The sequence below is a fragment of the Mycobacterium neglectum genome, assembly GCF_002591975.1.
Lineage (GTDB): Bacteria > Actinomycetota > Actinomycetes > Mycobacteriales > Mycobacteriaceae > Mycobacterium > Mycobacterium neglectum.
Window position 1 is genome coordinate 23,110 of sequence record NZ_NVQE01000029.1, and the last position, 23,592, is coordinate 46,701.

Below are 23,592 nucleotides of genomic sequence, written 5' to 3' on the forward strand. Positions count from 1 at the left end.
ACGAGCATTCAACAAGGGACCCCATGGCGACCGTAGGACTGCTCTACCCCGGGCACAGCGCCGAAGACGATTTTCCCTCGCTGGAAGCACGGCTGGCCGGAGATCTGCGCCTACCGGTGGTCATCACCTCGGTCGGTGAGGACGCTCATCGGGTAGACGCGCTGCTGGACCTCGGTAGCGTCGAGCGTCTCGCCGACGGCGTCGTGAAACTCGCCGAGGCGCAACCTGAAGCGGTGATGTGGGCCTGCACGTCGGGCAGTTTCGTCTTCGGCCCGGCGGGCGCCCGCGATCAGGCCGCGAAAGTCGCTGCGGCCGCCGGTGTTCCGGCGTCTTCCACTTCGATTGCGTTCGTCGACGCCCTGCGCCACCTGGGCATCCGGCGGGTCGCCGTGGCCGCGTCGTATCCAGAGGACGTCGCCGCGCACTTTGTGCGGTTCCTGTCCGCCGACGGCGTCGACGTCGTGGCGATGGGCAGCCACGGCATCGTCACCGCCGCGGAGGTCGGCACCCTCGAACCTGCGCAGGTGCTCGACATGGTCATCGCGGCCGACCACGCCGATGCGCAGGCGGTGTTGGTTCCCGACACCGCGATGCACACGCTGACGATCATCGACCAGCTCGAAGCCGCTGTCGGCAAACCCGTGCTCACCGCCAACCAGGTGACCGTCTGGAAAGGTCTGCAGCTCATCGGTCCGGTCCCGGCTACCCCAGGCTTGGGCCGTCTGTTCGGAGAGGACGGATGACCGACTTCATCGCGCCGGTGGAGCAGGAGTCAATGCCGAGCATCGTCGCCGACAAGCTGCGCCAAGCCATCGCGCACGGGGAGCTCGCACCTGGCACGCAGCTGGGTGAGGCCGAACTGGCCCGCAAGCTCGGAGTCAGCCGCGGCCCCCTCCGTGAAGGTATGCAACGGCTGACCCAGGAAGGGCTGCTCATCGCAATCCGCAACCGGGGCGTGTTCGTGATCGATATGACCCCGGACGTGGCCTCGGACATGTACCTTGCGCGCGAGGCGATCGAGCGTGCGGCCACGCGACGGATTCTCCAGCGCGACCACGCCGCCGCCGGTGATGAGCTGCTGGCGGTCGTGGAGGAGATGGCCTGCGCTGCCGATGTCGACGAAGGCGGCGAGGCCGACATCCGGTTCCACGAGCGCCTGGTCGAGTTGGCCGGCAGCCCGCGGCTGTCGCGGATGCACCAGACCTACCTCGTCGAGACGAGAATGTGCGTGCACGCGCTCGCCGACACATACGACAACACGAACGACCGGGTGGCCGAGCATCAAGCGATTGCCAGCGCCATCAGGTCAGGCGACGTGGACCTCGCCAACAAGCTGCTGATTGCCCACATGGAGGACGCCGTCGATCGGCTCATCTCGCGTCGTGCCCGCGGCGCCTGACGCGGGCCGTCACGCCCACGCGATACCGACGTACTTGGTCTCCAGGAATTCGTCGATCCCTGCTGCCCCGCCCTCGCGCCCGAGACCGGATTGTTTGACGCCGCCGAACGGCGCGGCCGGGTTGGAAACCACCCCCTGGTTGAGCCCCACCATGCCGGTTTCCAGTGCCTCGGCGACGCGCAGGGCCCGGCGCAGGTCGTTGGTGAAGACGTAGGCGACCAGTCCGTACTCCGTATCGTTCGCGGCGGCGATCACGTCGTCCTCCGACATGAACGGCGTGAGCGGTGCGACGGGGCCGAAGATCTCCTCGTCGGACATCCTGGCCTCTCGCGGGACGCCCGTGAGCACGGTCGGTGGGTAGAAATAGCCGTCGCCGGGCTCGGCCGATCCGCCGGTCAGTACCCGGGCCCCGTGCCCGACCGCATCGTCGACAAGGGCCTGGACCTTGTGCAGCGCTGCCTCGTCGATCAGCGGGCCGACGCTGATCCCCGCTTCGGTGCCGCGGCCCACGGTCAGCGTCGCCAGTCGTTCGGCCAGCCGGCGTCCAAATTCGTCGATCACCGAGGCGTGCACGTAGATCCGGTTGGCCGCGGTGCACGCCTCGCCCATGTTGCGCATCTTGGCGGCGACCGCGCCGTCCACCGCCTCGTCGAGATCGGCGTCGGCGAACACGATGAAGGGGGCATTGCCGCCGAGTTCCATCGAAGTCCGCAGCACCTTCTGCGCGCACTGTTCGAGCAGGATTCGGCCCACACGCGTCGACCCCGTGAAGGACAGCTTGCGCGCCAAACCGGACCGGATCAGGGGTTCGGACACCGCGTTGGCATCCATTGCAGTGATGCAGTTGACGGTCCCCGGCGGGACGCCCGCCTCTTCGAGGATGCCCATCAGTGCCAACATCGACAACGGGGTCTGGTGCGCGGGTTTGATCACGCTGGTGCAGCCGGCGGCAATGGCGGGGCCCAGTTTGCGGGTGCCCATCGCCATCGGAAAGTTCCACGGGGTGATCAGCAGGCAGGGACCGACCGGCTGGCGAGCGACCAGAAACCGCGCACCCCCGGCGGGCGCCGTCTGATATCCGCCGTCGATTCGGGTGGCCTCCTCGGCGAAGTGTCGGAAAAACTCTGCAGCGTAGGCTATTTCACCGCGTGCCTCGGCGAGCGGCTTACCCATTTCCAGCGTCATCAGCAGCGCCAGGTCCTCGACCCGTTGATGCAGCAACTCGAAGGCCGCCATCAGCATGTCGGCACGGGCCCGCGGCGCAGTCGCTGCGAACTCGCGTTGCGCGGCGACCGCAGCGTCCAGTGCGGCCCTGCCGTCGGCAGGGGTGGCATCGGCGACCGTGCACAGTTTCTGACCGGTGCCCGGGTCGACGACGTCGAAGGTTCGGCCGTCGCTGGCGTCGATCCATTTGCCGTCGATGAAGAGTCGCTTGTCGACGGTGTCGATCACTGCCTTCTCGCGGTTGATGTCCACGCTGCCGCCTTCGCCCTTCCGATCGCTAACCCCGACTCGCGGCCAGTTCGTATTCGAGCTGCGGGGGCGCTTCCGGTGTGCCCGGCGTTTCGGTGCCGTTGATTGGACAGCGCGCTGTCTCAGGCACCTTGATCAGGGCGATCACCCCGACCACGCAGGCGGCCATCATGTAGAAAGCCGGCATCAGGTTGTTGCCGGTTTCGACGACCATCCAGTCGTTCACCGCCGGTGCCGTACCGCCGAAGATCGACGTCGACACGTTGTATGCGATCGCGAACCCCGCGTAGCGGACCTGGGTGGGGAACATCGCAGGGAACGTCGCCGAGATGGTCGCCAACTGCGGCACGTACAGCAGCCCCAGCACGGCGAATCCGATGACCGCCCCGAGTGGGCCGGTCGACATCAGCATGAACATCGGCACGACAGCGACGAACAGGCCGACCAGCGAGAACCACCACATCGGTTTGCGTCCGATCCGGTCAGAGGCCAGGCCCGCGAACGGCAGGAACACCATCATCGACAGCATGCCGATGATGGGGACGATCAACGACATGTCGGTCGAGAGGCCGATCGCGGTCTCCAGGTAGGTGGGCATGTACGTCAGCAGGGTGTAGTTGACGACGTTGAGCGCGACGACGAGGCCACCGAGCTGCAGGATCGGGCTCCAATAACGGACGATCAGGTCCTTGAACTCGCCGCCGACATTCTTTTCCTGCTTGCCCTTCTGCTCGAGTTCCTTGAAGACCGGCGTTTCCTCCAGCCGCGACCGCAGATAGACGCCGATCAGCCCAAGCGGCGCGGCGATCAGGAACGGCAGTCGCCAGCCCCAGACATTCATCTGGTCTTCGGTGAGCAGCAGGGAGAAGCCCAGCATGAGCAGCGCGCCGAGGGAGAAGCCCGCCAGCGTCCCGAACTCGAGGAAGCTGCCCAACAGACCGCGACGGCGCGCCGGTGCGTATTCGGCCATGAAGGTGGCCGCGCCGCCGTACTCGCCTCCGGTGGAGAAGCCCTGGATCATCCGCAGCAGTACGAGCAGGATCGGCGCCCACATTCCGATGGTGGCGTAACTGGGCACCAGCCCGACACAGAAGGTCGCGCCTGCCATCAGCAGAATCGTGATCGCCAGCACGTGCCGGCGTCCCAAGCGGTCGCCGAGTGGACCCCAGATGAATCCGCCCAACGGACGGACCAGGAAGGACACCGCGAACGTCATCAAAGCCAGCAGCGTCGCGGTGGCCGTGTCACCGGGGAAGATCGCAGCGGAGATGTAACTGACCCCGTATGCGTAGATACCGTAGTCAAACCATTCGGTGGCGTTGCCGATGGCCGACGCCGCGATGGCCTTGCGCACGACGGCGGGCGGTTCATCCGTCTCGACGACAGCGCGTTGCGGATCGGCAGTGTTCTCGGAGTCTTGTGCGTCCATCGGTTCCTCGAGTCAGTCGACACGGGTCCGCGCACTTCACTCGGCTACGTCGTCGGTGACCTACACCGCTGGACCGGGCCGTCGGATTTCCGCCGATCGTTTGACCGGCGTTTGGGGTACTACCCATTTTTTCAAATGACACCGCCGGGCGTGACCGAATCGTAACTTTTGCGCTTGCGCAACGGTTTCAGCGATGGCGTTCACGGGCACGCCCCGAGAAGATGGGCGAGGCGCCGCCCTGGGAGCGCGGCTAGCTAGATTGCCAGGGTGAGTGCAGGCAGGTTCGCCCCGAGCCCGTCTGCCGACCTGCATATCGGCAATTTGCGCACCGCGGTGCTCGCGTGGCTGTTCGCCCGTTCGACCGGTCGCCGATTCCTGATGCGCGTCGACGACCTCGACGACCGTACGTTCACCGATATCGCCGATCGTCAGCTCGACGATCTCGCCGCCATCGGTCTTAGCTGGGACGAGCCCGCCGAATGGCAGACCCAACACTCCGATCGTTACGACGCGGCGATCGCGGGGCTTGCCGACCGCGGTCTTCTGTACGAATGCTATTGCAGCCGAAAGGATATCGCCCAGGCGCCGCGCGCCCCCCATGCACCAGAGGGGGCGTATCCGGGGATGTGCCGGGATCTCACCGACGCCGATCGTGACAGCAGGCGCGCCCAGCTGGGCCGCCCGCCGGCGTTGCGACTACGTACCGACGCGATCACGCACACGGTTCACGATCTGCTGCACGGCGACTACACCGGGATCGTCGACGACTTCGTGGTGCGTCGCGGTGACGGGGTTCCGGCCTACAACCTCGCCGTGGTGGTCGACGACGCGGCGCAGGACATCGACCAGGTGGTGCGCGGCGACGATCTGCTGCCTTCGTCACCGCGTCAGGCCTACCTCGCCAGGCTGCTCGGCCACGCCGAGCCGACGTACGCACACGTCGCCCTGGTGCTCAACGAGGACGGTGCACGATTGGCCAAACGCGACGGCGCCGTCACGCTCGCCGAGATCGGCGTCGAAAGCGTCGTCGCTCAGATCGCGGATTCCCTTGGCTACCAAGCGACGACCGTCGAGGACATGCTGCCGCAGTTCGATCCGGCGAGGCTGCCGCGCGAGCCCTGGATCTACCGCCCCTAGCCAGTTTTCCGCGAGGGTGGCTCACTCGACGGGCGAGCGGCCCTTGGCCGCCCGCTGCGCGGCGGCGAGCAGCTCGTCGCGGAACTCCGGGTGCGCAATGGCCGCCAGCGCCTCGCCGCGCTCGGCAACCGTCCTGCCCTCCAGCTCGGCGGCGCCGTACTCGGTGACGATGACATCGACGTGATGGCGTGGCGTCGTGATCACGGCACCGGGGCCGAACCACGGCACGATCCGCGACTGCAACCTGCCGTCCTTCTCGAACGTCGAGGGCAGACAGATCAACGAGCGGTCCGACAGCTCGAGCCCTGCACCGGCCACGAAGTCCTCGGCACCGCCGATGCCACTGAACTGGTCTCCGTTGATGGTGTCGGCGACGACCTGGCCGTGAATGTCGACCGCCAGCGCACCGTTGACCGAGATCATGTGATGGTTGGCGGCGATCACCTCCGGCGAGTTGACGATCTCGACCGGCAGGAACGCGACATCGCGATTGCCGTCCAGCCATGCGTAGAGCTCAGAGGAACCGAACGCGAAGGTCGTCACGCTGACACCGTCGTACATGCCTTTGCGGGCGTTGGAGATCTTGCCCGCCTGATGCAGATGCATGCAGCCGTCGGTGAACATCTCACTGTGCAGCCCGTATTCGCCGCCGTCGCCCTCGGCCAGCAGCGTGGCGATCTGATTGGGGATCGAGCCGATACCCGTCTGCAGGGTCGCACCGGACGGGACGAATTCGACAGCGTGCCTGGCGATCGCCTTGTCGGCATCGGTGGGCGGCACGTCACCGCCGGGCAGCGCGAGCGGCTCGTCGGTCGAGCGTACGAGGACGTCGATCTCGTCGATGTGCAGCGCGTGCCGATGCTGGTCGCCGAGCCCGAACGTGCGGGGATAGGCGTCGGAGACCTCGACGACGAGCAGCCGGTCCGGATCGGCGCCCGCGCGGTGCAATTCGCCGATCGTGCCACCGGCGTGCAGCGACAACGAACACCATCCGTCGGCATCGGGCGGCGCCGCGACCGTCGTCATCACGCGGGGCCGCTGTCGTTCGAGCAGTGGCGCGAAGCGGCGGAAGTCCGCAGGCGTGAACCCGATGTCGGCGCCGCTGTCGCGCAGCGCCCGCTCGAGCGGACCGAAGAAGCCCGACAGATAATGCACGCCGTTGCGCGAGAACAGTTCAGTGAGTACCGCGATCAACGCGCCGTAGACGCGCAGGTCGGTCCAGTCGTCGCGCTCGCCGAGGGCGCGCAGGAGCGCAGGCGGCTGGCCGGGACCCAGCGGGATCCCCAGCGTGTCGGCGGTCTGAAGGCGCGCGGCGGCCTGCTCGGCGGTGAGCTCCTCGGGCATGGCGCTAGCCAACCACGCCGGCTGTCGCTGAGACCACCGGCGTCAGCATGAGCCGAACTATTGGCCGGCTGCCATGTGATTGTTAACGTCCGCAGGTGCACCGTCTATCAAGATCGGTTCTCGCGGTACTGCTGCTGTCGGCATTGCTGCTGACAGCCTGCGGTTCGTCGGGTACCGATAACAGCGATCCCATCAAATCGGCAGGCGTGCTGCGAGTGGGCACCGAAGGTGTCTATCCGCCGTACTCGTTCCACGACGCGAGTCAGGGTGGACAGCTCGCCGGCTACGACGTCGACGTCGCGAAGGCCGTCGCCGACAAGCTCGGCGTCGACATCGAGTTCGTCGAGACGCCGTGGGACGCCATGTTCGCGGCGCTCGAGGCCGACCGCTTCGACATCGTCGCCAACGAGGTCACGATCAGCGAGGAACGCAAGCAGAAATACGACCTCTCCGAGCCGTATTCGATCTCCCAGGGCGTCATCGTGACCCTCGAGGACGACAACTCGATCAACACGGTGGCGGATCTGAAGGGCAAGCGGACCGCACAGAACCCCACCAGCAACTGGGCCGAGATCGCACGTAACGCCGGCGCCCAGGTCGAATCCGTCGACGGGTTCTCCCAAGCCATCACCGTGCTCAACGACGGCCGGGTGGACGCCGTGGTCAACGACAGCATCACCGTTCTCGCCTATCAGGCAGAACACCCCGAGGCTCCGCTCAAGGTGATCACCATTCCCGACGAACGTGGCGAGCAGGCTTTCGCGGCGCGCAAGGACAGCGGGCTGCTTCCGGAGCTGAACACGGCGCTCGACGAGCTGCGCGCAGACGGCACCCTCACCAAGATCTCTGAGCGCTACCTTGACGTGGATCTGTCCAAGGCCGGGCCGACCAGTACCTGGCAGCTCATTCTCGACAACCTCTGGCCGCTGGCGCGGGCCGCGATCGAGAAGACCATTCCACTGACGATCATCAGCTTCATCGTCGGCCTGGCGCTCGCGCTCGTCGTCGCGCTGGCTCGGCTGTCGTCGAACGTCGTCGTGTCGGCGCTCGCACGGTTCTACATCTCGATCATCCGCGGCACGCCACTGCTGGTGCAGCTGTTCATCGTCTTCTACGCACTACCCCAGATCGGTGTGAAGATCGAGCCGTTCATCGCCGCGGTCATCGCGTTCTCGCTCAACGTCGGTGGCTACGCCGCGGAGATCATCCGGTCGGCGATCCAGAGCATTCCGAAGGGCCAGTGGGAGGCCGCCGAGACCATCGGCCTCGACTACGTTGGATCGCTTCGGCGGATCATCTTGCCGCAGGCCACCCGCGTCGCCGTACCGCCGCTGTCGAACACGTTGATTTCATTGGTGAAGGACACGTCGCTGGCGTCGACGATCCTCGTGACCGAACTGTTCCGAACCGCGCAGAACGTCGCCGCTCCGACCTTCGAGTTCTTCGCGCTCTACGGCACGGCGGCGTTGTACTACTGGATCATCTGCCTGGTGCTCTCGTTCGGCCAGAACCGATACGAGCGCCGGCTGGAAAGGTATGTGGCCCGATGACAGAGAATTGCGTGAGAGCAGAAGGTGTGCGGAAAGCCTTCGGGGACAACAAGGTTCTCAACGGTGTCTCTTTCGAGGTCGCGCAGGGCTCGGCCACCACGATCATCGGGCCATCCGGCTCGGGGAAGACGACGCTGTTGCGCGCGCTCAACGCGCTCGATGTGCCGGATGCGGGCGTGATCCGCGTCGGGGACGTCGAGCTCGACTTCTCCAAGCCGGTGGCCAAAGATCAGCTGCGTGCCTACCGGGCGCAGAGCGGGTTCGTGTTCCAGTCCCACAACCTGTTTCCGCACAAGACGGCGTTGCAGAACGTCACCGAGGGGCCGATCGTCGTGCAGAAGCGGCCGAAGGAAGCGGCGGAGGCCGAGGCCGCTGAGTTGCTCGATCAGGTCGGACTTGCCGAAAAGAAGGACCAGTACCCGTTTCAGCTGTCCGGCGGGCAGCAGCAACGGGTGGGCATCGCGCGCGCCCTGGCACTGAAGCCAAAGGTCGTGCTGTTCGACGAGCCCACGTCGGCGCTGGATCCCGAACTGGTCGGCGAGGTGCTGTCGGTGATCAGGGACTTGGCCGTCGAGGGCTGGACTCTGGTGATCGTCACCCATGAAATCCAGTTCGCCAGGCAGGTTTCCGATCAGGTGCTGTTCACCGACCGCGGCGTCATCCTCGAGCAGGGCCCGCCGTCAGAGGTGATCGGCGACCCGAAGGAAGAGCGCACCCGCCAGTTCCTCGACCGCATCCTCAACCCGCTCTAGAACAACCGCCGAGTGTCCACTTATGGGACGGAAACGTCCGAAAAGTGATGCATAACTGGCCACTCGGCACTATCAAAGCGAAGGGCTGTGAGAAGGTGGCTCGATGGTGCAGCCATCGACCATGGAAGCGGACGTCATCGTCGTCGGAGCGGGACTCTCCGGGATGATCGCGGCACGGAAACTACTCGAGGCAGGTCTGACGCCGTTGGTCCTGGAAGCCGACGAACGTGTCGGCGGCCGGATCCTCACCCAAGAGGTCCTGCCCGGGGTTCCGGTCGAACTCGGCGCGCAATGGATCGGCGACACCCACGAACGGATGTTCCGCCTGGCCGCAGAGCTCGGCGTCGAGACCTTCGGCCAGTACGACGAGGGTGACACCTCGTATGAACTCGTCGACTCGGGGGTGCTGCGGGAGAACGAATTTCACGCCCGTTTCGGATCGGAACTGAAGGAACTCGAACTCGTACTGCGGCGGCTGGACGTGCTGGCCGCGGAGGTTCCCGTCGAAACGCCATGGACAGCCCCTCGGGCACTCGAATGGGATGCCGTGACCGCGGGCGCCTGGTATGACGCACAGGGTCTTTCGCCGGTGGCCCGCAATCTGTTGGAGATCTGCACCGTCGGAATCCTCGCGGTGCCGACTGCCGAGGTGTCCTTCCTGCACCTGCTGTTCACCATCAAGACCTGCGGTGTGACGTCGGAACTGTTCGCCGAGTCCGAGGGTGGCGCGCAGACCACCCGCTTCATCGGCGGCACCAGCGAGATCCCGAATCGGCTGGCGGCACTGATCTCCGACCGCATCGTGCTCGACGCGCCCGTCCAACTGATCGAGCACACCGCCGACAGCGTGACCGTGCACTGTCGCGGCGGATTGTCCGCGCGTGGTCGACGGGCCATCGTCGCGATCTCGCCGACGCTCGCCGGCCGCATCATGTACGACCCGCCGATGCCCGGGATACGGGACCAGCTGACCCAGCGGCTGCCCAACGGCTCGTCGATGAAGGCATTCTTCATCTACGACGAGCCGTTCTGGCGCAACGACGGTTTCAACGGTCAGCTCATCTCCGACATCGGCCCGGCCCGGATGTCCAACGACACGTGCATCCCCGGCGACGACCACGGCGTGATCCTGATGTTCCTGGAGGGCGATCAAGCCCGCACTTACGGCCGCCTCCCCGAGGCCGAGCGGCGGGAAGCACTGACCGCCGAACTCGTGCGCCACTTCGGACCCAAGGCCGCCAAGCCCGAGTTCTACGTCGACGGTGAATGGTCGGAGCGGCAGTGGACCCGCGGCTGCTACAACGCCAACCACGGCCCGCATGTCTGGACTACCTACGGTCCCGCACTGACCACCCCGATCGGCGTGATCCATTGGGCCTCAACGGATACCGCCACGTATTGGAGCGCCTACATGGAAGGTGCGGTCGACGCGGGGGAACGCGCGGCGGCGGCGGTCATCGCCGAACTTTCCTAGCGAATCCGGCGCGCCAACGCACCCTGAGGGTTGATCAGCGCGCCGAATTCGCGAGGGAACTAGGACGACGAGTAGTACCGACCCAGGACATCTGCGCGCAGTTCGTCGAACTCCTCGGCCCTGATCGCCGCGCGAATCTGGTCGACCATCCGGACCACGAAACGCTCGTTATGGATCGTGCACAGCGTCGCGGACAGAATCTCCTTGGCCTTGAACAGGTGATGCAGATACGCCCGGGTGTAATGCGCGCAGGTGTAGCAGTCGCATTCGGCATCGATCGGCGTGAAGTCGCGCCGGTAGCGCGCATTGGTGATGTTGAACCGCCCGGTGGTCGAGTAGACCGCGGCGTTGCGCGCCACCCGCGACGGCGAAACGCAGTCGAAGGTGTCGGCCCCCGCGGCCACGGCGTCGAACAGGTCGTCGGGCTCGCTGATACCCAGCAGGTGGCGCGGCTTGTCGTCGGGCAGCTCGCTGGTGACCCAGCCGACGATGGTGGCCAGGTTCTGCTTCTCCAGCGCCCCGCCGATGCCGTAGCCGTCGAACCCGACGCCGTCCTCGCCGACGATCGCCGTCAGCCCGCGCGCGGCAGCCCTGCGGAGATCCTCGTATTGCGCACCCTGCACGACACCGAACAGTGCCTGCGCGGGCCTATCGGGCGTCGCAGCGATGAGACGACGATGCTCGGCCACACACCGCACGGCCCACTCGTGGGTGCGCTGAACCGACCGTTCCTGGTAGCCACGGGTGTTCACCAGCGTGGTCAGCTCGTCGAAGGCGAAGATGATGTCGGCGCCGAGTTGGTGCTGGATCCGGATCGACCCCTCCGGGGTGAAGCGGTGGGTCGAGCCGTCCAGATGCGATCGGAAGGTCACCCCGTCGTCGTCGACGTTGGCGAGTCGTTCCTTGCCTTCGGCGATGATGTCGTCGGCCTGCACACGTTCGGTGTCCATCGCCAGCACCTTGCGGAAACCTGCGCCCAGCGAGAGCACCTGGAATCCCCCGCTGTCGGTGAATGTGGGCCCCGGCCAGTTCATGAATGTGCCCAGCCCGCCGGCCTCCGCCACGATGTCGGACCCCGGCTGCAGGTAAAGGTGGTAGGCGTTCGCCAGGATTGCCTGTGCACCAAGGCTTCTCATCGTCTCCGGCAGCACTGCCTTGACGGTCGCCTGGGTGCCCACCGGAATGAACGCCGGAGTGTGGATGTCCCCGTGCGCCGTTCGGATCACGCCTGCGCGACCGAGCCTGCCGGGCAACTGTGCGTCAATGCTGAAAAACGGCGCCGACGAGTCTTGCGGACGGACTGTATTCGGCGGTGCCACGCCGTAGATTCTGCACTGTGAGAACTCCCCTGCTCGTCGGCGCCATGACGACACTCGCGTTGGCAGGTTGCTCGTCGGGGCCGCCGGAGTACCAGCCGGGCCCCGGGATGCTGGCCGCCGGCACCGCGCAGGTGACCGTCAACGGTCAGGACGCGGGCACCACCGAGGCCGTGCAGTGTGACTCCACCGGGGCGCTCACCACCATCACGACCGGCGACGAGGCCAGCGGCGTGATCGCGATGGTCTCGAACAAAGACCAGCTCACCGCGGAATCGGTGGCCATCCGCGACCTCGGCGGCTTCACCGGCAGTTACAACGCCGGGTTCAGCGACACCGCGGAAGTCACCATGACCGGCCGCACCTACGACATCTCCGGCACCGCGGATGGCTTCGACACCGACAGCCCCAGCTTCCGAAAATCCGGGACCTTCTCCATCAAAGTGTCCTGCTGACCCTGAGCACGTTTTCGTCCAATCCGATGTCGGGGCCGAAGCCGCGCACCATACTGGCCGAGATGATCCGCCGATCTTGACGGGTCGCGTCGACACAAAGGAGAACGTGGTGAAGCGTGGATTCGTGGTCGCCGTAGGCGGCATGGCCATCCTCGTCGCCGGTCTGTCCGGATGTTCGTCAGACGACAAGGCGTCCGAGAGCGATTCGACCGCCACCTCGGCGGAAGCAACCAGTGACACCGCGACCGCCAGTTCGGGCGAGAGCGAAACCAAGGTCACCATCGACGGCCAGGACCAGCAGGTCACGGGCACCGTCGTCTGCACCGCCATGGGCGGCAACATGAACATCGCGATCGGCGACGCGGCCACCGGCATCGCCGCGGTGGTCAGCGAGGACGGCTCCACCGTGCAGTCCGTCGGCCTGGGCAACGTCAACGGTGTGACCCTTGGCTACCAGAACGGCACGGGCCAGGGTGACGCCAAGGCCGAGATGGACGGCAGCAACTGGACGATCACGGGTAACGCCACCGGTATCGACATGGCCAATCCGTTGCAGCCGGTGACCAAGCCGTTCGAAATCGCAGTCGTCTGCCCCTAGCCAGACGACACCAATCGCGTCACAGCGGCGGCGTCCCCAACGGGGGCGCCGCCGTTGTCGTTGGTCAGACTGCTGGAATGGTGTAGCCGCCGGCGGACTGCCGTAGCTGCCAGATCTGCGCGGGGCACAGCTCGTTGACGGCCTGGTTGATCAGGTAGGCGCCCTGGTAGTAGTCCGTCGTGTGGAAGTCGGCCTTCACCTGGTCGACGAGCTGGGCATAGCCCATCTTTGTCGCGACGCGGTCGCAGATGGTGTTGCCGTAGCCGATCGCGGCCTCGGCGTTGGGGAAGTTGTAGCCGGGCCGCACGTGCACGTTGACGAGGTAGGCGACAGTGTCGGCACCGGCCGGCGGTGCCAGCCCAATGGTGGTAGCGGCGGTCGCCAGGGCGGCAGCCATTGTGGTGATGGCCAGCTTCATGAACCGAAACCCTACGCGGGCCGCGCCTGAAATACCTACGCTAAGGCTCATGAAGATCCTGGCTGCAGTTGCGCTGGCGTGCGGGCTCGCGGCGGCACCCATGGTGGTCGCGGCGAACGCATCGGCATCCCCTGGATACTGCGACGGTGCGGACTGCGTGCCGTATCTCACTCGGACTGCCGTCGCCGGCGAGCACTGCACCCAGAACACCCGCTACAACTGGGGCATCGACGCCTCGGGCAACACCCTGGCCTGCAGTTCGCGCAGCATCTGGATCGCTGCGCCGCCGCTGGTGGGGATCCGCACGCTGCGGCTGCCCTGCGGGGAACAGACAGGTGTCGCGCAGTCGCCGGACGGTGTCCCGCTCAGCTGCATCGGGGGCGCCTGGACGTCGGACTACAGCTGGACCTTCTACAAGTAGGTCACAGCCTGATAACGCGCCGAACGCATGGGTGAGATATCGGGCCTCCCGGGGTACAACCTCGTGCGTGGCAATCGATGCGTGTTCGCGACCGGTTGAGTCGCTCCGCATCGAGGTCCCCGCGGTCGCCGAATGCCTGGCCGAGATCCGTCGCCGACTGACCCGCTGGCTCAAGCCGATCGGAGTGTCCGACATCGGCATCGCCGACATCGTGCTGGTGGTCAACGAAGCCTGCACCAACTGCATCGAGCATGCGTACCGCGACATCGACGCTGGGCAGATCCTCGTCGATGCGAATCACGACCACGGACAGATCCTCGTGGACGTCGCCGATAACGGTGTCTGGCAGACTCCGCCGACCCAGCCGAGCACCCGCGGCCGGGGACTGCCGATCATGCGCGCAGTCAGCACAGATGTGGACGTCAAGTCCTCGCCCGAGGGCACCACCGTGCGGATGAAGTTCGACGCGGCCTGCTAGGGCTGCGGCAGCCGGACGACCTGAACGAAGAACTCGTCGATCTGACGCACGGCGTTCATGAACTGGTCGAGGTCGACCGGCTTGGTGACGTAGGCATTCGCGTGCAGCCGGTAGCTGCGCAGGATGTCCTCCTCTGCCGAGGACGTCGTCAGCACCACCACCGGAATGTGGTTGAGGTTCGGGTCGGACTTGATCTGCTCGAGCAGCTGACGGCCGTCGTACTTCGGCAGGTTCAGATCGAGCAGCACCAGGTCGGGCCGCGGCGCCTCCTTGTACGCACCGCGCTGGTAGAGGAAGTCCAGGCCTTCCTCGCCGTCGTGTGCCACATGAAGGTTGTTCTTGATCTTGTTGTGCTCGAAGGCTTCCCGGGTGATCAGTTCGTCCCCGGGATCGTCCTCGATGAGCAGGACGTCGATTGCGCGGCCGGCGGGTGTCATGAAGGTGTTCCTTCCATATTGGCCAAATCGGCTGCGACATGGGTGTCGACAGCGAAGGGAATCGTGAAGCGAAATCTGGTTCCCCCGGTATAGGAGGTGTCGATCCAGATGCTGCCGCCGTGGTGTTCGACGATCTTCTTGCACAGCGCAAGACCGATGCCGGTGCCGGTGTAGACGTCGCGTCCGTGCAGGCGCTGGAAGATCACGAACACCTTGTCGGCGAATTCCTGAGGAATGCCGATGCCGTTGTCCGTCACCGTCAGCACCCATGGACCATCGGGATCATTCACACTCTGCTCACAGTGGATGACTATGCGTGGGGCGACGCCGTCGCGCATGAACTTCATCGCATTGCCGATGAGGTTCTGCCACACCATCGTCAACAGAGTGGGATCGCCGGTGATCCGCGGAAGCGGCCGCCCTTCGCGAATTATCTCGGCTCCGGACTGAGCGATCGCGGTGTCGAGGTTCTCGATTGCCTCGTCCAGCGTCACGCCGAGGTCGACGTCGGCACGCGTCTCATCGAGCCGACCCACCCGAGAAAACGTGAGCAGATCGTTGATCAGCACCTGCATCCGCTTGGCGCCGTCGACGGCGAACGCGATGTACTCCGTACCGCGTTCGTCGAGCTTGTCGCCGTATCGTTTCTCGATGAGCTGGCAGAACGAGGTCACCTTGCGCAGCGGTTCCTGAAGATCGTGCGATGCGACGTAGGCGAACTGCTCGAGTTCGGCGTTCGATCGCTGCAGTTCGAGCGCCTGACCGGCCAACTGGCTTCGCGCCGAGCGGGTGGCTTCCAGTTCATCGACGATCTTCTGACGCATGTCCTCGACATCGGCGGCGATGGCGCGGATGTCTTTGGGCCCCTGCGGCACGATCCGTTCGCTGAAGTCGCCTTCGGTGATTCGCCGACACGAGGCGGCCAGTGCGGCGAGGGGGCGCGTGACCGCGGTTCTGATCACCAGCGCGGACAGGATGGCGGCGACGACGAGTGCGACGGCGATCGCGGTCAGAACGGCATCCCGCCAGGTCTGCATCGTCTCGAGCTCCGCATCTGCGGTGTCGCGCTCTTGTTGCAGGTGTTGGAGCTGTGTGTCGAAGTCTTGCCGGAGAGAATCGAACAGGGTCTTGCCGCGTTCGGCCGTTTCGCCATCGATCACCGCCGGCACACCGGGTTTCACATCGGCGATGAGCGGCTCGGCATAGTCGCTTCGCCATGCCGCGGCCGTGCGCTCGATGGTGTCCAGGTCGTCGAGCACCTTGGTGCGATCTCCAGCGTGGTCCCGAATCACCTGCGCCGCGGATGCTTCGGCCTTCTGCCCGGCGACGTACGGCTCGAGGAACTGCGGATCGGCCGAGATCGCATATCCGCGTACCGACGTCTCCTGGTCACGCAAGGCGGCCTGCAGCTGGTATGCCGCGATCCGCATCGGCCCGATCTCGCCGGTGATCTCGTTCGACACTGCGTCGTTCCGATTCAGCAGCACTGCCCCGGCGATGGCTCCGGCCAGCACAACGGCGCCCATCACCGCCAGCACCAGGTTCTGCCAACCCTGGACCGTCGGCTGCCACTTCACCTTCATTGGGTCGCCGTCCGCTCGACCCGCACGACAGCGATGTCGTCGCTGATCCCACCGACGGACTGCGCGCGGCGCTCGACGTCGTCGATCAGCGCGCTCACGAATTGGGGACCGGGAAGGTGGGCATAGGACCGCGCCACGTCCAGCAGACCGGACTCCATCAGGCGCTCGGCACCCTGCCCGGAACGGCCCTCGAACAAGCCGTCGGTCAACAGCACCAGTCCATATCCGGTCGGCAGTTCGTGGATGTTCAGCGGCCACTCATGACCGTTGAGGCCAAGCGCGGGGCCGACTGAGGGCTCCAGCCATTCCACCGAGTCCGGCCCGTGCAGAAGCATGCCTGGATGGCCGGCGGACACGGCGTTGAAGCTCAGGTCGTCCGGCGAGATCGCCACCGACAGCACCGTCGCGAAGATGCTCGTGCCGGGGCGCTCTGCGCTCAGGATCCGTTCCAGCTGCCGCATGCGGTCATTGCCGCGTAGGCCCGCGAAGGTCAGTGCGCGCCAGCCGATGCGCAGTGCCACACCAAGGGCCGCTTCATTGGGACCGTGTCCGGCCACATCGCCGACCATGACGTGCACGGTGCGGTCTGGCGTTTGGACGAAGTCGTAGAAGTCGCCGCCGAGCAGGGCGAACTGGCGGCTGGGCCGATACTGCGCCACGATGTCCACGCCCGGCTGGTCGAGCAACAGCGGTGACGGCAGCAGCCCCCGTTCGAGGCGGGCATTCTCCTTGGCGCGCATTTCACTGGCGTGCAACTCGACCGCGGTCAGTTCGGCGCGTTTGCGTTCGACGGCGTACAGCAGCGCGCGGTGCAGCGTTTCGGGCTCGACCCGACCTTTGACCAGGTAATCCTGGGCCCCCGCAGCCACCGCGGAAACCCCGAAGTGTTCGTCGTTGAGACCGGTGAGCACGACGATCGGCATGGTCGCGTCGTGTTTGGCGACCTGATCGAGCGCCGTGATTCCCTTCGCATCGGGCAGGTTGAGGTCGAGCAGCATGCAGTCGGGACGGGCGATCGCCAACTGGCGCTCGGCTTCCTGCATCGACGGAGCCCACACCACTTCGATGTCGGCGCCCGAGTCGGCGATCAATTCCTCGACCAGAACGGCATCGCCACGGTCGTCCTCGACAAGCAGTACCGAGAACGGGCGCGCCGGGGCGGCCTGATCGGCGGACATGCTCACCACAGGGTTATATACCGAAGGCACTCGCTACCACGACTTTCACGCGCCAGTCACCGTGGCCGCCGTGGCCGCTGCTTTAGTGACATCCCCGACAATAGCGGCTAACCCGTCGGGGTTCGGCGCCTGAACCCGGTATGGCTGGGAATCAGGGGCAGCGTCGCCGAAGTGGCGAAGCCCGGCGGGGCACCGCAGACGGCGGGCACGGCATTGAGGACCTGCATCCCGGTCGCGACGCTGGCCGACCGGACGTGCTCGTCCATGCTGGCGGAGCGGGTGAAGCTGGCCAGCGACATGAAGTGGGTGCGCATCGACGGATCGCCTTCGATGGTCAACGTCCAGCCGTGCTGCGGTTTGGGCCAGTGGCCGGGGTACTCGCCGCCCACCGTCCACAGCGTTTCGATCTCGATGAGCGTTTCGCCGTCGCGATGTCCGGTCCAGTTCCAGCGCTGTCCCGCAGTTGTACCCGCGGCCAGTAGATGGTCGAAGATCTGGTGATCCTGTTCGGCGGCGACGGCCTCGACCGTGGCGGAGACGTCGTCGATGTCGGCGTTGAGCGCATCGGCGAGAAGCCAGACCTGCTCGGTGAAGATCGAGCTGTTGAATGCCAGGAAGTCGGTCGCGGTCGGGCTGATGGACTCGACCGGCTGTCCAAATGCCATGTTGTCGAACGTGATTCCGGTGCTTTCGTAGACCGACCAGTCGGCGCGCTCCTGCAGCGTGATCTTGTCGATCGTTCGACTCATGCCCGAAAGCGCCAATGGCAGGACACCCGAGAGGTTGCCGGGGTTGAGGCCGCAACCGTGGACCGAACTGGCGCCCTTCTCACAGGCCGCGAGTAGGCGGTCGCGATCCGGGGCGTCGAGCCGCGCCGGGTGGAACAGAAATGCCGTCGTAACAACGTTTTTCCCGCTTTCCAGCAGTCGGCAAACGTCATCCAGGTGCGCGGTGCGAGGGGTGTAGAGGACGCAGTCGGCGTCCAGCTTCAAGACCTGCTCGACGTCGGTGGTCGCGGTGACGCCGATCGGTTCGCGGCCGACGAGTGCGCCGATGTCGGCCCCGTCCTTCGACTCGGAGTAGACCAGCGCGCCGACAAGGGCGAGATCGTCTCGGTGGTCGAGGATGGCGGTGATGATTTCGCTTCCCACCGTGCCGGTACCCCACTGAATGACTCGATGCACGTCCGGACGGTAGCAGCCTAGGGACGCCGGAGGGTGACGATCGTGACATCGTCGTCGGTTTCACCCGATGCCATTGCCGTCGCGATTCGCGTGGCCGTCGAATCAGTTGCACGGCTGAGTGTTTCGGCGAGTCGCTCGATGCCGTCATCGATCGGCTCATTGCGTCGTTCCACGAGACCGTCGGAGAACATCACCAATCCCTGGCCGGCCGCGACGGCGAAGGCGCTCGGCTCATACGTCATGCCGACGGCCCCGATCGGCGGCGAAAGCCGTATCGGCGCGGGTACGGCCACATCCCCCTGTTGGGTGACATACGGGATCAGGTGACCCGCACACGCAGCTTCGACCTCCCCGGAGCCCAAATCGACACGCGCGACGATCACCGTGGCGAACGCGCGAGACACCATGTGCACACAGAAGTCATTGAGCTGATTGAGCGCTTCAGCGGGAGCCGCACCCCTGAAGAGATATGCGCGCAGAGTATTTCGCATCTGCGCCATGGTTCCCGCCGCGGTCATGCCGTGACCGGCGACGTCGCCGATCAGCACGATCAGCCGTCCGTCGCGCAACTCGAACGCGTCGTACCAGTCGCCGCCGACGCGCCCTCCGACGGCGGGTTCATAGTGTGCCGACAGCTGCCAGCCTCCGAGAGTGGGAATGGTTGACGGCAGCAGGCTGCGCTGCAGCGTCTCGGCGACACGGAGCGCGCCACGCGTGCGCCGGTACAGCGATTCGACGAGGTGTCGCCGCAGTGCCTCGGCAGACTCGGTTTCCGTCAGCCCCCACGGTTCGCAGCATCGGTCCACGATCTCTCGCCACCGATCGAAACGACTTGCGTGGGCTCAGCCGGACTCTGTCTCCTTCGCTGATCGCGATTGCCTTGTTGTGCGGGTCGCCACCCCAATCGACGGATCGCAGCACCTCACTTCGGAACCAGATGGCGTACTGCCCGTCCGGCAGGTTGATCGCGAGCGCACCGGAGACGACCCGCGGATCGAGGTCGAGATCCAACAGCTCTCGGGACAACGACTCGCTGCTCGCGATCTCGTCACCCGCCTCCAGCGCCCACCTGGCGACGGCGGCCACGACATCCGGCGAGGGAACCGAACCCATCACCCGGTACTGCCCACCGATATTGACGACGACGCCGTCGGCAGGCACGAGGTCGAGCAGACTCGGTGTCCCGAGCAGCACCGCGGTCAGCGCATCGCCGTCGTCCAGAGTGGCGGCGGTGAGCTTGCCAAGGACGGCCTGCGCCGCCAACCGCCTGTGCAACTGTTCGTCTTCGAACTGGTCGACGAGTCGCAGTGAGAGGGTCGAGCCAAGAAACTCGGCTGCCGCCCTGGTCCCGAATGGCGGCAGATGGGGACCGGCGTAGTGATGGCAGGCGATCAACCCCCACAGCCGCCCATGCCGCAGCAGAGAAATCGACATCGACGCCTGCACGCCCATGTTCTGCAGGTATTCGATGTGGATAGGCGAAACGCTGCGCAGCGTCGCATGCGTCAGGTCGGTCGGCACGTCCCGTTTCGGGTCGATGGCCGGCACCAGGGGTGAGGGTGTGTAGCCGACGTCGGAGATGAGCCGCAGCCAGTTCTTCTCATACAGCGCCCGCGCTTGCGCCGGAATGTCGGTGGACGGATAGTGCAGGCCGAGGAACGAGTTCAGCTCGTCGCGTTTGGCTTCGGCGACAACCTCGCCGTTGTAGTCCTCGTCGTAGCGGTAGACCATCACGCGGTCGAACCCGGTGAGCTCGCGAACTGCGCACGCAGTGGCGTCGTAAAGCTCGGTCAATGTGGCTGCACGGTTGAGTTCGTCCACCGAACTGCGCACCGCCAGGTAGGTGTTCGGGAAGGAGAACGGCCTTTCGCCGTAGGCGATCTCGACCTCGACCAGCAGGACGCCACCGGGTTCGCGGTGCACGATCGCGTCGAACGCGCGTGACTCGCCGGCAACGTCGATCATGCACTCGATCGGGTTGCGTTGGCGCAGATCGCCGGGAGTCGACGCCGCCTGCTCGACGCGAGCGGCATCGTCGGCACCGATCAGGAAAGACAGGTGCCGCCCGAGGACCTCTTCGGTGGAGCGACCGAGCAAGTCCGCGACGTTGGCACTGACCTGGCGCACCTCGAAGTCGGGCTCACGCAACACCGCAAGCACACCGCGCGGCTGAACGCTGCCGGGAATATGGATCGGCTCCCGCGCGCAGTTGTCGAGATCGACGCGTGTGCCGACCGGCACGTAATGCTCGTTCGGTTCAGCGTCAGACAACGCGCGGGCCTCCAAAAGATCGGCGGATGAGCCCGCTGCTGGACCACGTGATTGCCAGTATGCAGGCTTCTTAGGGCGCCGGATCAGTCAGGTAGTGCGTCAGAACAGGTTTGAGCCAGCGCGCCAACGTTTGATCATCCATCGCGACCAGCGGCGGGATACCAATGATGTAGCGCCCGACCGCGATGCCCAGCAGTTGGGACCCGATCAGTGCGGCACGCTCCATCGGCCTGTCGATCGCTACAGCGGCCAGCGCCGGCGCGACCTGCCGGGCGAAGACGTCGAGGAGTGCGTCCGCCGCCGCCTGGCTCGACGCTGCGGCGCGGAGCAGCGGCAAGAAGGGGCCTTCGGGTCCCCACACCTCGACGAACAGCGGCAACATCACGTCGGCCACGTCCTCGGGCGCCACACCGGACAGGTCCGGGGGTGAGATGTCCAGACGCGACACCTCGCGGAAAAGATTGTCCTTGTTGACGAAGTAATGCATCACCAGCGCCGGATCAACGCCCGCCGCCTTCGCCACCGACCGGATAGTCGTCCTCTCGAATCCGTTTTGTCCGAACTGTGCCCTCGCGGCAGCCATGATCGCAGCCTTCGTCGCCGCCGCATCCCGTGTCCGTGCAGCCATTCCCAGAGTGTATTCAACGACTGTTGACAGCATGGCTGCACAGTCCTACCTTCAGTGACCGTCACTGCGATCCAAATCGGTCCTCTCGGGCGCCGACGACGACGTGCTCGACACCTACCACGACGAACGTCACCCCATCGGCAAGCGGGTACTGATCCAGTCCGGTCAGCACCCGCTCGTGGGCACGCGTGCCTCCGAAATCCAGTTGACGCAGCGCAAGTTGACGGAGCTTCAGCGCTGCGCGGGGTTCGTGCACATCCGGGAACGGGGGACGCGGCCGATCGACGTCACAGGCCTTGCCGAAGTCGAGCGATCCGACACCGGTCCTGCTGTGCTGGTCCGGCCCGATGGCTACATCGCGTGGGTGGGGACTCATCTGACCGCCAGGGGTGGATGACGGCGCTGCGTCGGTGGCTGGGTGAGGAGTTGGGCACGTCCTCGGTATCGGCCGGAATATATGGCGGTGGCGGAGGGATTTGAACCCTCGGACGGGGGTTACCCGTCACACGCTTTCGAGGCGTGCTCCTTAGGCCGCTCGGACACGCCACCGTGTCGCAGCTTACCGGGAGCCAGCCGCGTCACTGAAATCGCTGTCCGAGCTTTCGAGACCGAATCGACGCGCGGCGGCAACGCGTGGCCGGCCGCGCAACCGGGTATCAAGCGCTAGAAAGGTGGCGATGAAGACCATTGCGCTCGCAGCCCTGGTGATTTCCGGGGCAATCGCGTCACTCGTTTGCGCGCCGAGCGCCATCGCGGTCCCTGAATCCGACTACTGCCGAAGCCTGGCCAGTGCGGGATATCCGGGCGATTGCGCGACCTTGACCAGCCTCGCCAAGGATGTGTGCGCCCAATACGATCGCGGCCTTGATATGGCCACCATCGTGCAACGCCTGGATGCCACGACCAAGAACGAAGGCCTGTCGAACTACATCATGGCCGGCGCTCCGCTGTACTTCTGCCCGGAGTACGCCAGCACGAACTGAGGCAAAGACCTCACCGCTGAACTCGTTATTGCGTTGAGGGTCGTGAGATCGCGCCCGATCACAGCCCTGGACGCAATCTTCGTGAGGCGCTTGCCCCTCACCGCTGGTTGGCGAAGAACGCTTCCAGCGGTGCCGCGCAGTCGGCGGCCAGCACGCCGCCGCGAACGTCCGGACGGTGCGTCAGGCGCCGGTCGCGCACCACGTCCCACAGCGAGCCGACCGCCCCGGTCTTGGGTTCCCACGCACCGAACACCAGTCGCGCGACCCTCGCCATCACCAGCGCGCCTGCGCACATCGTGCAGGGTTCGACGGTCACCGCCAGCGTGGTCCCCTCGAGGCGCCAGCCGTCGCCGAGCACCGCCGCGGCGGCGCGCATAGCCAGGATCTCCGCGTGCGCGGTCGGATCACCGGTTTCCTCGCGCGCGTTGGCCGCCCTCGCCAACTCGGTGCCATCGGCGGCCAGGATGACCGCACCGATGGGGACGTCCCGGGGTCCGGCGGCGACCGCGGCCTCCAGCGCGGCGCGGACCAGGTCTTCGTCCGTCACCTATCGAGACGGTCGAGAACCGCCGACAGTTCGTCGGCGAAGCCCATCTCCCGCGCAATCCGGCCGAGTTGTTCGTCGGCATACAGGTCCGACTCGTCGAGGATGACCGCCAACACGGCCTCGGGCAGGCCGATATCGGCGAGCAGCCCGAGGTCGCCCTCCTCGAACGGCTCCTCGGGGTCGAGATCGTCCTCGCTGATGTCGTTGTCGAGCTTCTCCAGCACCTCTGCGGCAATGTCGTAGTCCAGCGCCGCGGTGGCATCCGACAGCAGCATGCGCGTACCGGCAGGCGCAGGCCGCAGGATCACGAAGAACTCGTCATCGACGTCAAGGAGCCCGAAAATCGCTCCTGCACTGCGGATTTCGCAAAGCTCGGTTTCTGCGGCGGACAGGCTGTTGAGCGCTGCCGAGCGCATTGCGGCACAACGCCATTTGCCTTCCTCCCGGATCACGGCCACTCCGAAGCCGTCCGGGCGGTCGGCGGCCTGCTTCTGCGTGGCGGCACGCTGCGCTCCCATGGGGGCCAACGGTAGTCCC

General features: G+C 65.8%; 24 protein-coding genes, 1 tRNA gene and 1 pseudogene. 12 read left to right on the forward strand and 14 right to left on the reverse strand.

The window, feature by feature from the left end:
• Positions 1-23 precede the first annotated feature (23 nt).
• The gene (locus tag CSQ99_RS20785; RefSeq protein WP_176561126.1) at positions 24-743 is read left to right on the forward strand and encodes a maleate cis-trans isomerase family protein; all 720 of its coding nucleotides are present in this window, start codon (positions 24-26) and stop codon (positions 741-743) included.
• Positions 740-1,399 carry a GntR family transcriptional regulator gene (locus tag CSQ99_RS20790; RefSeq protein ID WP_099040897.1) on the forward strand — a complete coding sequence of 220 codons (660 nt, stop codon included), beginning with the start codon at positions 740-742 and terminating at the stop codon, positions 1,397-1,399. Before CSQ99_RS20785 ends, CSQ99_RS20790 begins: the two co-directional genes overlap by 4 nt.
• A 9-nt stretch (positions 1,400-1,408) precedes the next feature.
• Here the strand turns inward: CSQ99_RS20790 and CSQ99_RS20795 are convergent, their stop codons facing one another.
• A complete protein-coding gene (locus tag CSQ99_RS20795; RefSeq protein WP_099040951.1) occupies positions 1,409-2,869 on the reverse strand; it encodes an NAD-dependent succinate-semialdehyde dehydrogenase in 1,461 nt (486 codons plus the stop codon).
• A gap of 31 nt (positions 2,870-2,900) precedes the next feature.
• The gene (locus tag CSQ99_RS20800; RefSeq protein ID WP_099040898.1) at positions 2,901-4,301 is read right to left on the reverse strand and encodes an MFS transporter; all 1,401 of its coding nucleotides are present in this window, start codon (positions 4,299-4,301) and stop codon (positions 2,901-2,903) included.
• A 267-nt stretch (positions 4,302-4,568) separates the two neighbouring features.
• Between CSQ99_RS20800 and gluQRS the strand changes: the two genes are divergently transcribed.
• Positions 4,569-5,438: a tRNA glutamyl-Q(34) synthetase GluQRS gene (gluQRS, locus tag CSQ99_RS20805; RefSeq protein WP_099040899.1), complete on the forward strand. Its 870-nt coding sequence runs from the start codon at positions 4,569-4,571 to the stop codon at positions 5,436-5,438.
• 21 nt (positions 5,439-5,459) lie between these two features.
• On the opposite strand, the gene CSQ99_RS20810 is transcribed toward gluQRS, so the two are convergent.
• Positions 5,460-6,782, reverse strand: a complete 1,323-nt coding sequence (locus tag CSQ99_RS20810) for an acetyl-CoA hydrolase/transferase family protein (protein WP_099040900.1) — start codon at positions 6,780-6,782, stop codon at positions 5,460-5,462.
• Between the two features lie 95 nt (positions 6,783-6,877).
• Here CSQ99_RS20810 and CSQ99_RS20815 point away from each other — a divergent pair, with 95 nt between their 5' ends.
• The 3 genes from CSQ99_RS20815 (at position 6,878) to CSQ99_RS20825 (ending at position 10,558) form a co-directional block, all read left to right on the forward strand.
• Positions 6,878-8,332, forward strand: coding sequence for an ABC transporter permease subunit (locus CSQ99_RS20815; protein WP_099040901.1), 1,455 nt, complete (start codon positions 6,878-6,880; stop codon positions 8,330-8,332).
• Positions 8,329-9,084, forward strand: coding sequence for an amino acid ABC transporter ATP-binding protein (locus CSQ99_RS20820; protein WP_099040902.1), 756 nt, complete (start codon positions 8,329-8,331; stop codon positions 9,082-9,084). Before CSQ99_RS20815 ends, CSQ99_RS20820 begins: the two co-directional genes overlap by 4 nt.
• A gap of 103 nt (positions 9,085-9,187) precedes the next feature.
• Positions 9,188-10,558 (forward strand): flavin monoamine oxidase family protein, encoded by a 1,371-nt coding sequence (locus CSQ99_RS20825; RefSeq protein WP_099040903.1) that lies wholly within the window; start codon positions 9,188-9,190, stop codon positions 10,556-10,558.
• Between the two features lie 59 nt (positions 10,559-10,617).
• Here the strand turns inward: CSQ99_RS20825 and tgt are convergent, their stop codons facing one another.
• Entirely contained in the window at positions 10,618-11,877 is a 1,260-nt protein-coding gene (gene tgt, locus CSQ99_RS20830) for a tRNA guanosine(34) transglycosylase Tgt (RefSeq protein WP_099040904.1), read from the reverse strand.
• A gap of 44 nt (positions 11,878-11,921) precedes the next feature.
• Here tgt and CSQ99_RS20835 point away from each other — a divergent pair, with 44 nt between their 5' ends.
• On the forward strand, positions 11,922-12,329 hold the full coding sequence (locus CSQ99_RS20835; protein WP_099040905.1) for a lipoprotein LpqH: 408 nt from the start codon (positions 11,922-11,924) through the stop codon (positions 12,327-12,329).
• A 109-nt stretch (positions 12,330-12,438) separates the two neighbouring features.
• Positions 12,439-12,927, forward strand: a complete 489-nt coding sequence (locus CSQ99_RS20840; protein ID WP_099040906.1) for a lipoprotein LpqH — start codon at positions 12,439-12,441, stop codon at positions 12,925-12,927.
• A 64-nt stretch (positions 12,928-12,991) separates the two neighbouring features.
• Here CSQ99_RS20840 and CSQ99_RS20845 read toward each other — a convergent pair whose 3' ends face one another.
• Positions 12,992-13,345 carry a DUF732 domain-containing protein gene (locus tag CSQ99_RS20845; protein WP_176561127.1) on the reverse strand — a complete coding sequence of 118 codons (354 nt, stop codon included), beginning with the start codon at positions 13,343-13,345 and terminating at the stop codon, positions 12,992-12,994.
• Between the two features lie 49 nt (positions 13,346-13,394).
• Here CSQ99_RS20845 and CSQ99_RS20850 point away from each other — a divergent pair, with 49 nt between their 5' ends.
• Together CSQ99_RS20850 and CSQ99_RS20855 are read left to right on the forward strand one after the other, a co-directional pair.
• Complete coding sequence (locus CSQ99_RS20850; RefSeq protein ID WP_099040907.1) at positions 13,395-13,766, forward strand: hypothetical protein; 372 nt, start codon at positions 13,395-13,397, stop codon at positions 13,764-13,766.
• 67 nt (positions 13,767-13,833) lie between these two features.
• The gene (locus CSQ99_RS20855; protein WP_099040908.1) at positions 13,834-14,244 is read left to right on the forward strand and encodes an ATP-binding protein; all 411 of its coding nucleotides are present in this window, start codon (positions 13,834-13,836) and stop codon (positions 14,242-14,244) included.
• Here the strand turns inward: CSQ99_RS20855 and CSQ99_RS20860 are convergent.
• From CSQ99_RS20860 to CSQ99_RS20885, 6 genes and pseudogenes are all read right to left on the reverse strand, one after another.
• Entirely contained in the window at positions 14,241-14,681 is a 441-nt protein-coding gene (locus tag CSQ99_RS20860; protein WP_099040909.1) for a response regulator, read from the reverse strand. The two genes, CSQ99_RS20855 and CSQ99_RS20860, sit on opposite strands and share 4 nt — an antisense overlap.
• Positions 14,678-16,264, reverse strand: coding sequence for a sensor histidine kinase (locus tag CSQ99_RS20865; protein ID WP_176561128.1), 1,587 nt, complete (start codon positions 16,262-16,264; stop codon positions 14,678-14,680). The genes CSQ99_RS20860 and CSQ99_RS20865 overlap by 4 nt, the downstream gene beginning before the upstream one ends.
• Positions 16,261-17,442, reverse strand: coding sequence for a PP2C family protein-serine/threonine phosphatase (locus tag CSQ99_RS20870; RefSeq protein WP_099040910.1), 1,182 nt, complete (start codon positions 17,440-17,442; stop codon positions 16,261-16,263). Before CSQ99_RS20870 ends, CSQ99_RS20865 begins: the two co-directional genes overlap by 4 nt.
• Positions 17,443-17,549: 107 nt before the next feature.
• Positions 17,550-18,626, reverse strand: coding sequence for an NAD(P)H-dependent amine dehydrogenase family protein (locus CSQ99_RS20875; protein ID WP_099040911.1), 1,077 nt, complete (start codon positions 18,624-18,626; stop codon positions 17,550-17,552).
• 17 nt (positions 18,627-18,643) lie between these two features.
• Positions 18,644-20,917: pseudogene (locus tag CSQ99_RS31780) on the reverse strand (SpoIIE family protein phosphatase).
• A 50-nt stretch (positions 20,918-20,967) separates the two neighbouring features.
• Positions 20,968-21,525: a TetR/AcrR family transcriptional regulator gene (locus CSQ99_RS20885; RefSeq protein WP_176561129.1), complete on the reverse strand. Its 558-nt coding sequence runs from the start codon at positions 21,523-21,525 to the stop codon at positions 20,968-20,970.
• Between the two features lie 178 nt (positions 21,526-21,703).
• On the opposite strand from CSQ99_RS20885, the gene CSQ99_RS31915 reads away from it, so the two are divergent.
• The gene (locus CSQ99_RS31915; RefSeq protein ID WP_425437846.1) at positions 21,704-21,922 is read left to right on the forward strand and encodes an aromatic-ring hydroxylase C-terminal domain-containing protein; all 219 of its coding nucleotides are present in this window, start codon (positions 21,704-21,706) and stop codon (positions 21,920-21,922) included.
• Between the two features lie 61 nt (positions 21,923-21,983).
• On the opposite strand, the gene CSQ99_RS20895 is transcribed toward CSQ99_RS31915, so the two are convergent.
• A tRNA-Ser gene (locus CSQ99_RS20895) sits at positions 21,984-22,074 on the reverse strand.
• A gap of 128 nt (positions 22,075-22,202) precedes the next feature.
• On the opposite strand from CSQ99_RS20895, the gene CSQ99_RS20900 reads away from it, so the two are divergent.
• Complete coding sequence (locus tag CSQ99_RS20900; protein WP_099040913.1) at positions 22,203-22,508, forward strand: DUF732 domain-containing protein; 306 nt, start codon at positions 22,203-22,205, stop codon at positions 22,506-22,508.
• A 97-nt stretch (positions 22,509-22,605) separates the two neighbouring features.
• On the opposite strand, the gene CSQ99_RS20905 is transcribed toward CSQ99_RS20900, so the two are convergent.
• Both CSQ99_RS20905 and CSQ99_RS20910 read right to left on the reverse strand, forming a co-directional pair.
• Entirely contained in the window at positions 22,606-23,055 is a 450-nt protein-coding gene (locus tag CSQ99_RS20905) for a nucleoside deaminase (protein ID WP_099040914.1), read from the reverse strand.
• Positions 23,052-23,573: a tRNA adenosine deaminase-associated protein gene (locus CSQ99_RS20910; RefSeq protein ID WP_099040915.1), complete on the reverse strand. Its 522-nt coding sequence runs from the start codon at positions 23,571-23,573 to the stop codon at positions 23,052-23,054. Before CSQ99_RS20910 ends, CSQ99_RS20905 begins: the two co-directional genes overlap by 4 nt.
• Between the last annotated feature and the right edge of the window lie 19 nt (positions 23,574-23,592).

Excerpts from the sequence above, each read along its gene's own strand:
- CSQ99_RS20785 (WP_176561126.1), top strand. The coding sequence starts at position 24 with ATGGCGACCGTAGGACTGCTCTACCCCGGGCACAGCGCCGAAGACGAT.
- CSQ99_RS20790 (WP_099040897.1), top strand. The coding sequence starts at position 740 with ATGACCGACTTCATCGCGCCGGTGGAGCAGGAGTCAATGCCGAGCATC.
- CSQ99_RS20800 (WP_099040898.1), bottom strand. The coding sequence starts at position 4,301 with ATGGACGCACAAGACTCCGAGAACACTGCCGATCCGCAACGCGCTGTC.
- CSQ99_RS20810 (WP_099040900.1), bottom strand. The coding sequence starts at position 6,782 with ATGCCCGAGGAGCTCACCGCCGAGCAGGCCGCCGCGCGCCTTCAGACC.
- CSQ99_RS20820 (WP_099040902.1), top strand. The coding sequence starts at position 8,329 with ATGACAGAGAATTGCGTGAGAGCAGAAGGTGTGCGGAAAGCCTTCGGG.
- CSQ99_RS20825 (WP_099040903.1), top strand. The coding sequence starts at position 9,188 with ATGGTGCAGCCATCGACCATGGAAGCGGACGTCATCGTCGTCGGAGCG.
- CSQ99_RS20835 (WP_099040905.1), top strand. The coding sequence starts at position 11,922 with ATGACGACACTCGCGTTGGCAGGTTGCTCGTCGGGGCCGCCGGAGTAC.
- CSQ99_RS20845 (WP_176561127.1), bottom strand. The coding sequence starts at position 13,345 with ATGAAGCTGGCCATCACCACAATGGCTGCCGCCCTGGCGACCGCCGCT.
- CSQ99_RS20850 (WP_099040907.1), top strand. The coding sequence starts at position 13,395 with ATGAAGATCCTGGCTGCAGTTGCGCTGGCGTGCGGGCTCGCGGCGGCA.
- CSQ99_RS20860 (WP_099040909.1), bottom strand. The coding sequence starts at position 14,681 with ATGACACCCGCCGGCCGCGCAATCGACGTCCTGCTCATCGAGGACGAT.
- CSQ99_RS20865 (WP_176561128.1), bottom strand. The coding sequence starts at position 16,264 with ATGAAGGTGAAGTGGCAGCCGACGGTCCAGGGTTGGCAGAACCTGGTG.
- CSQ99_RS20870 (WP_099040910.1), bottom strand. The coding sequence starts at position 17,442 with ATGTCCGCCGATCAGGCCGCCCCGGCGCGCCCGTTCTCGGTACTGCTT.
- CSQ99_RS20885 (WP_176561129.1), bottom strand. The coding sequence starts at position 21,525 with ATGGCTGCACGGACACGGGATGCGGCGGCGACGAAGGCTGCGATCATG.
- CSQ99_RS20900 (WP_099040913.1), top strand. The coding sequence starts at position 22,203 with ATGAAGACCATTGCGCTCGCAGCCCTGGTGATTTCCGGGGCAATCGCG.
- CSQ99_RS20910 (WP_099040915.1), bottom strand. The coding sequence starts at position 23,573 with ATGGGAGCGCAGCGTGCCGCCACGCAGAAGCAGGCCGCCGACCGCCCG.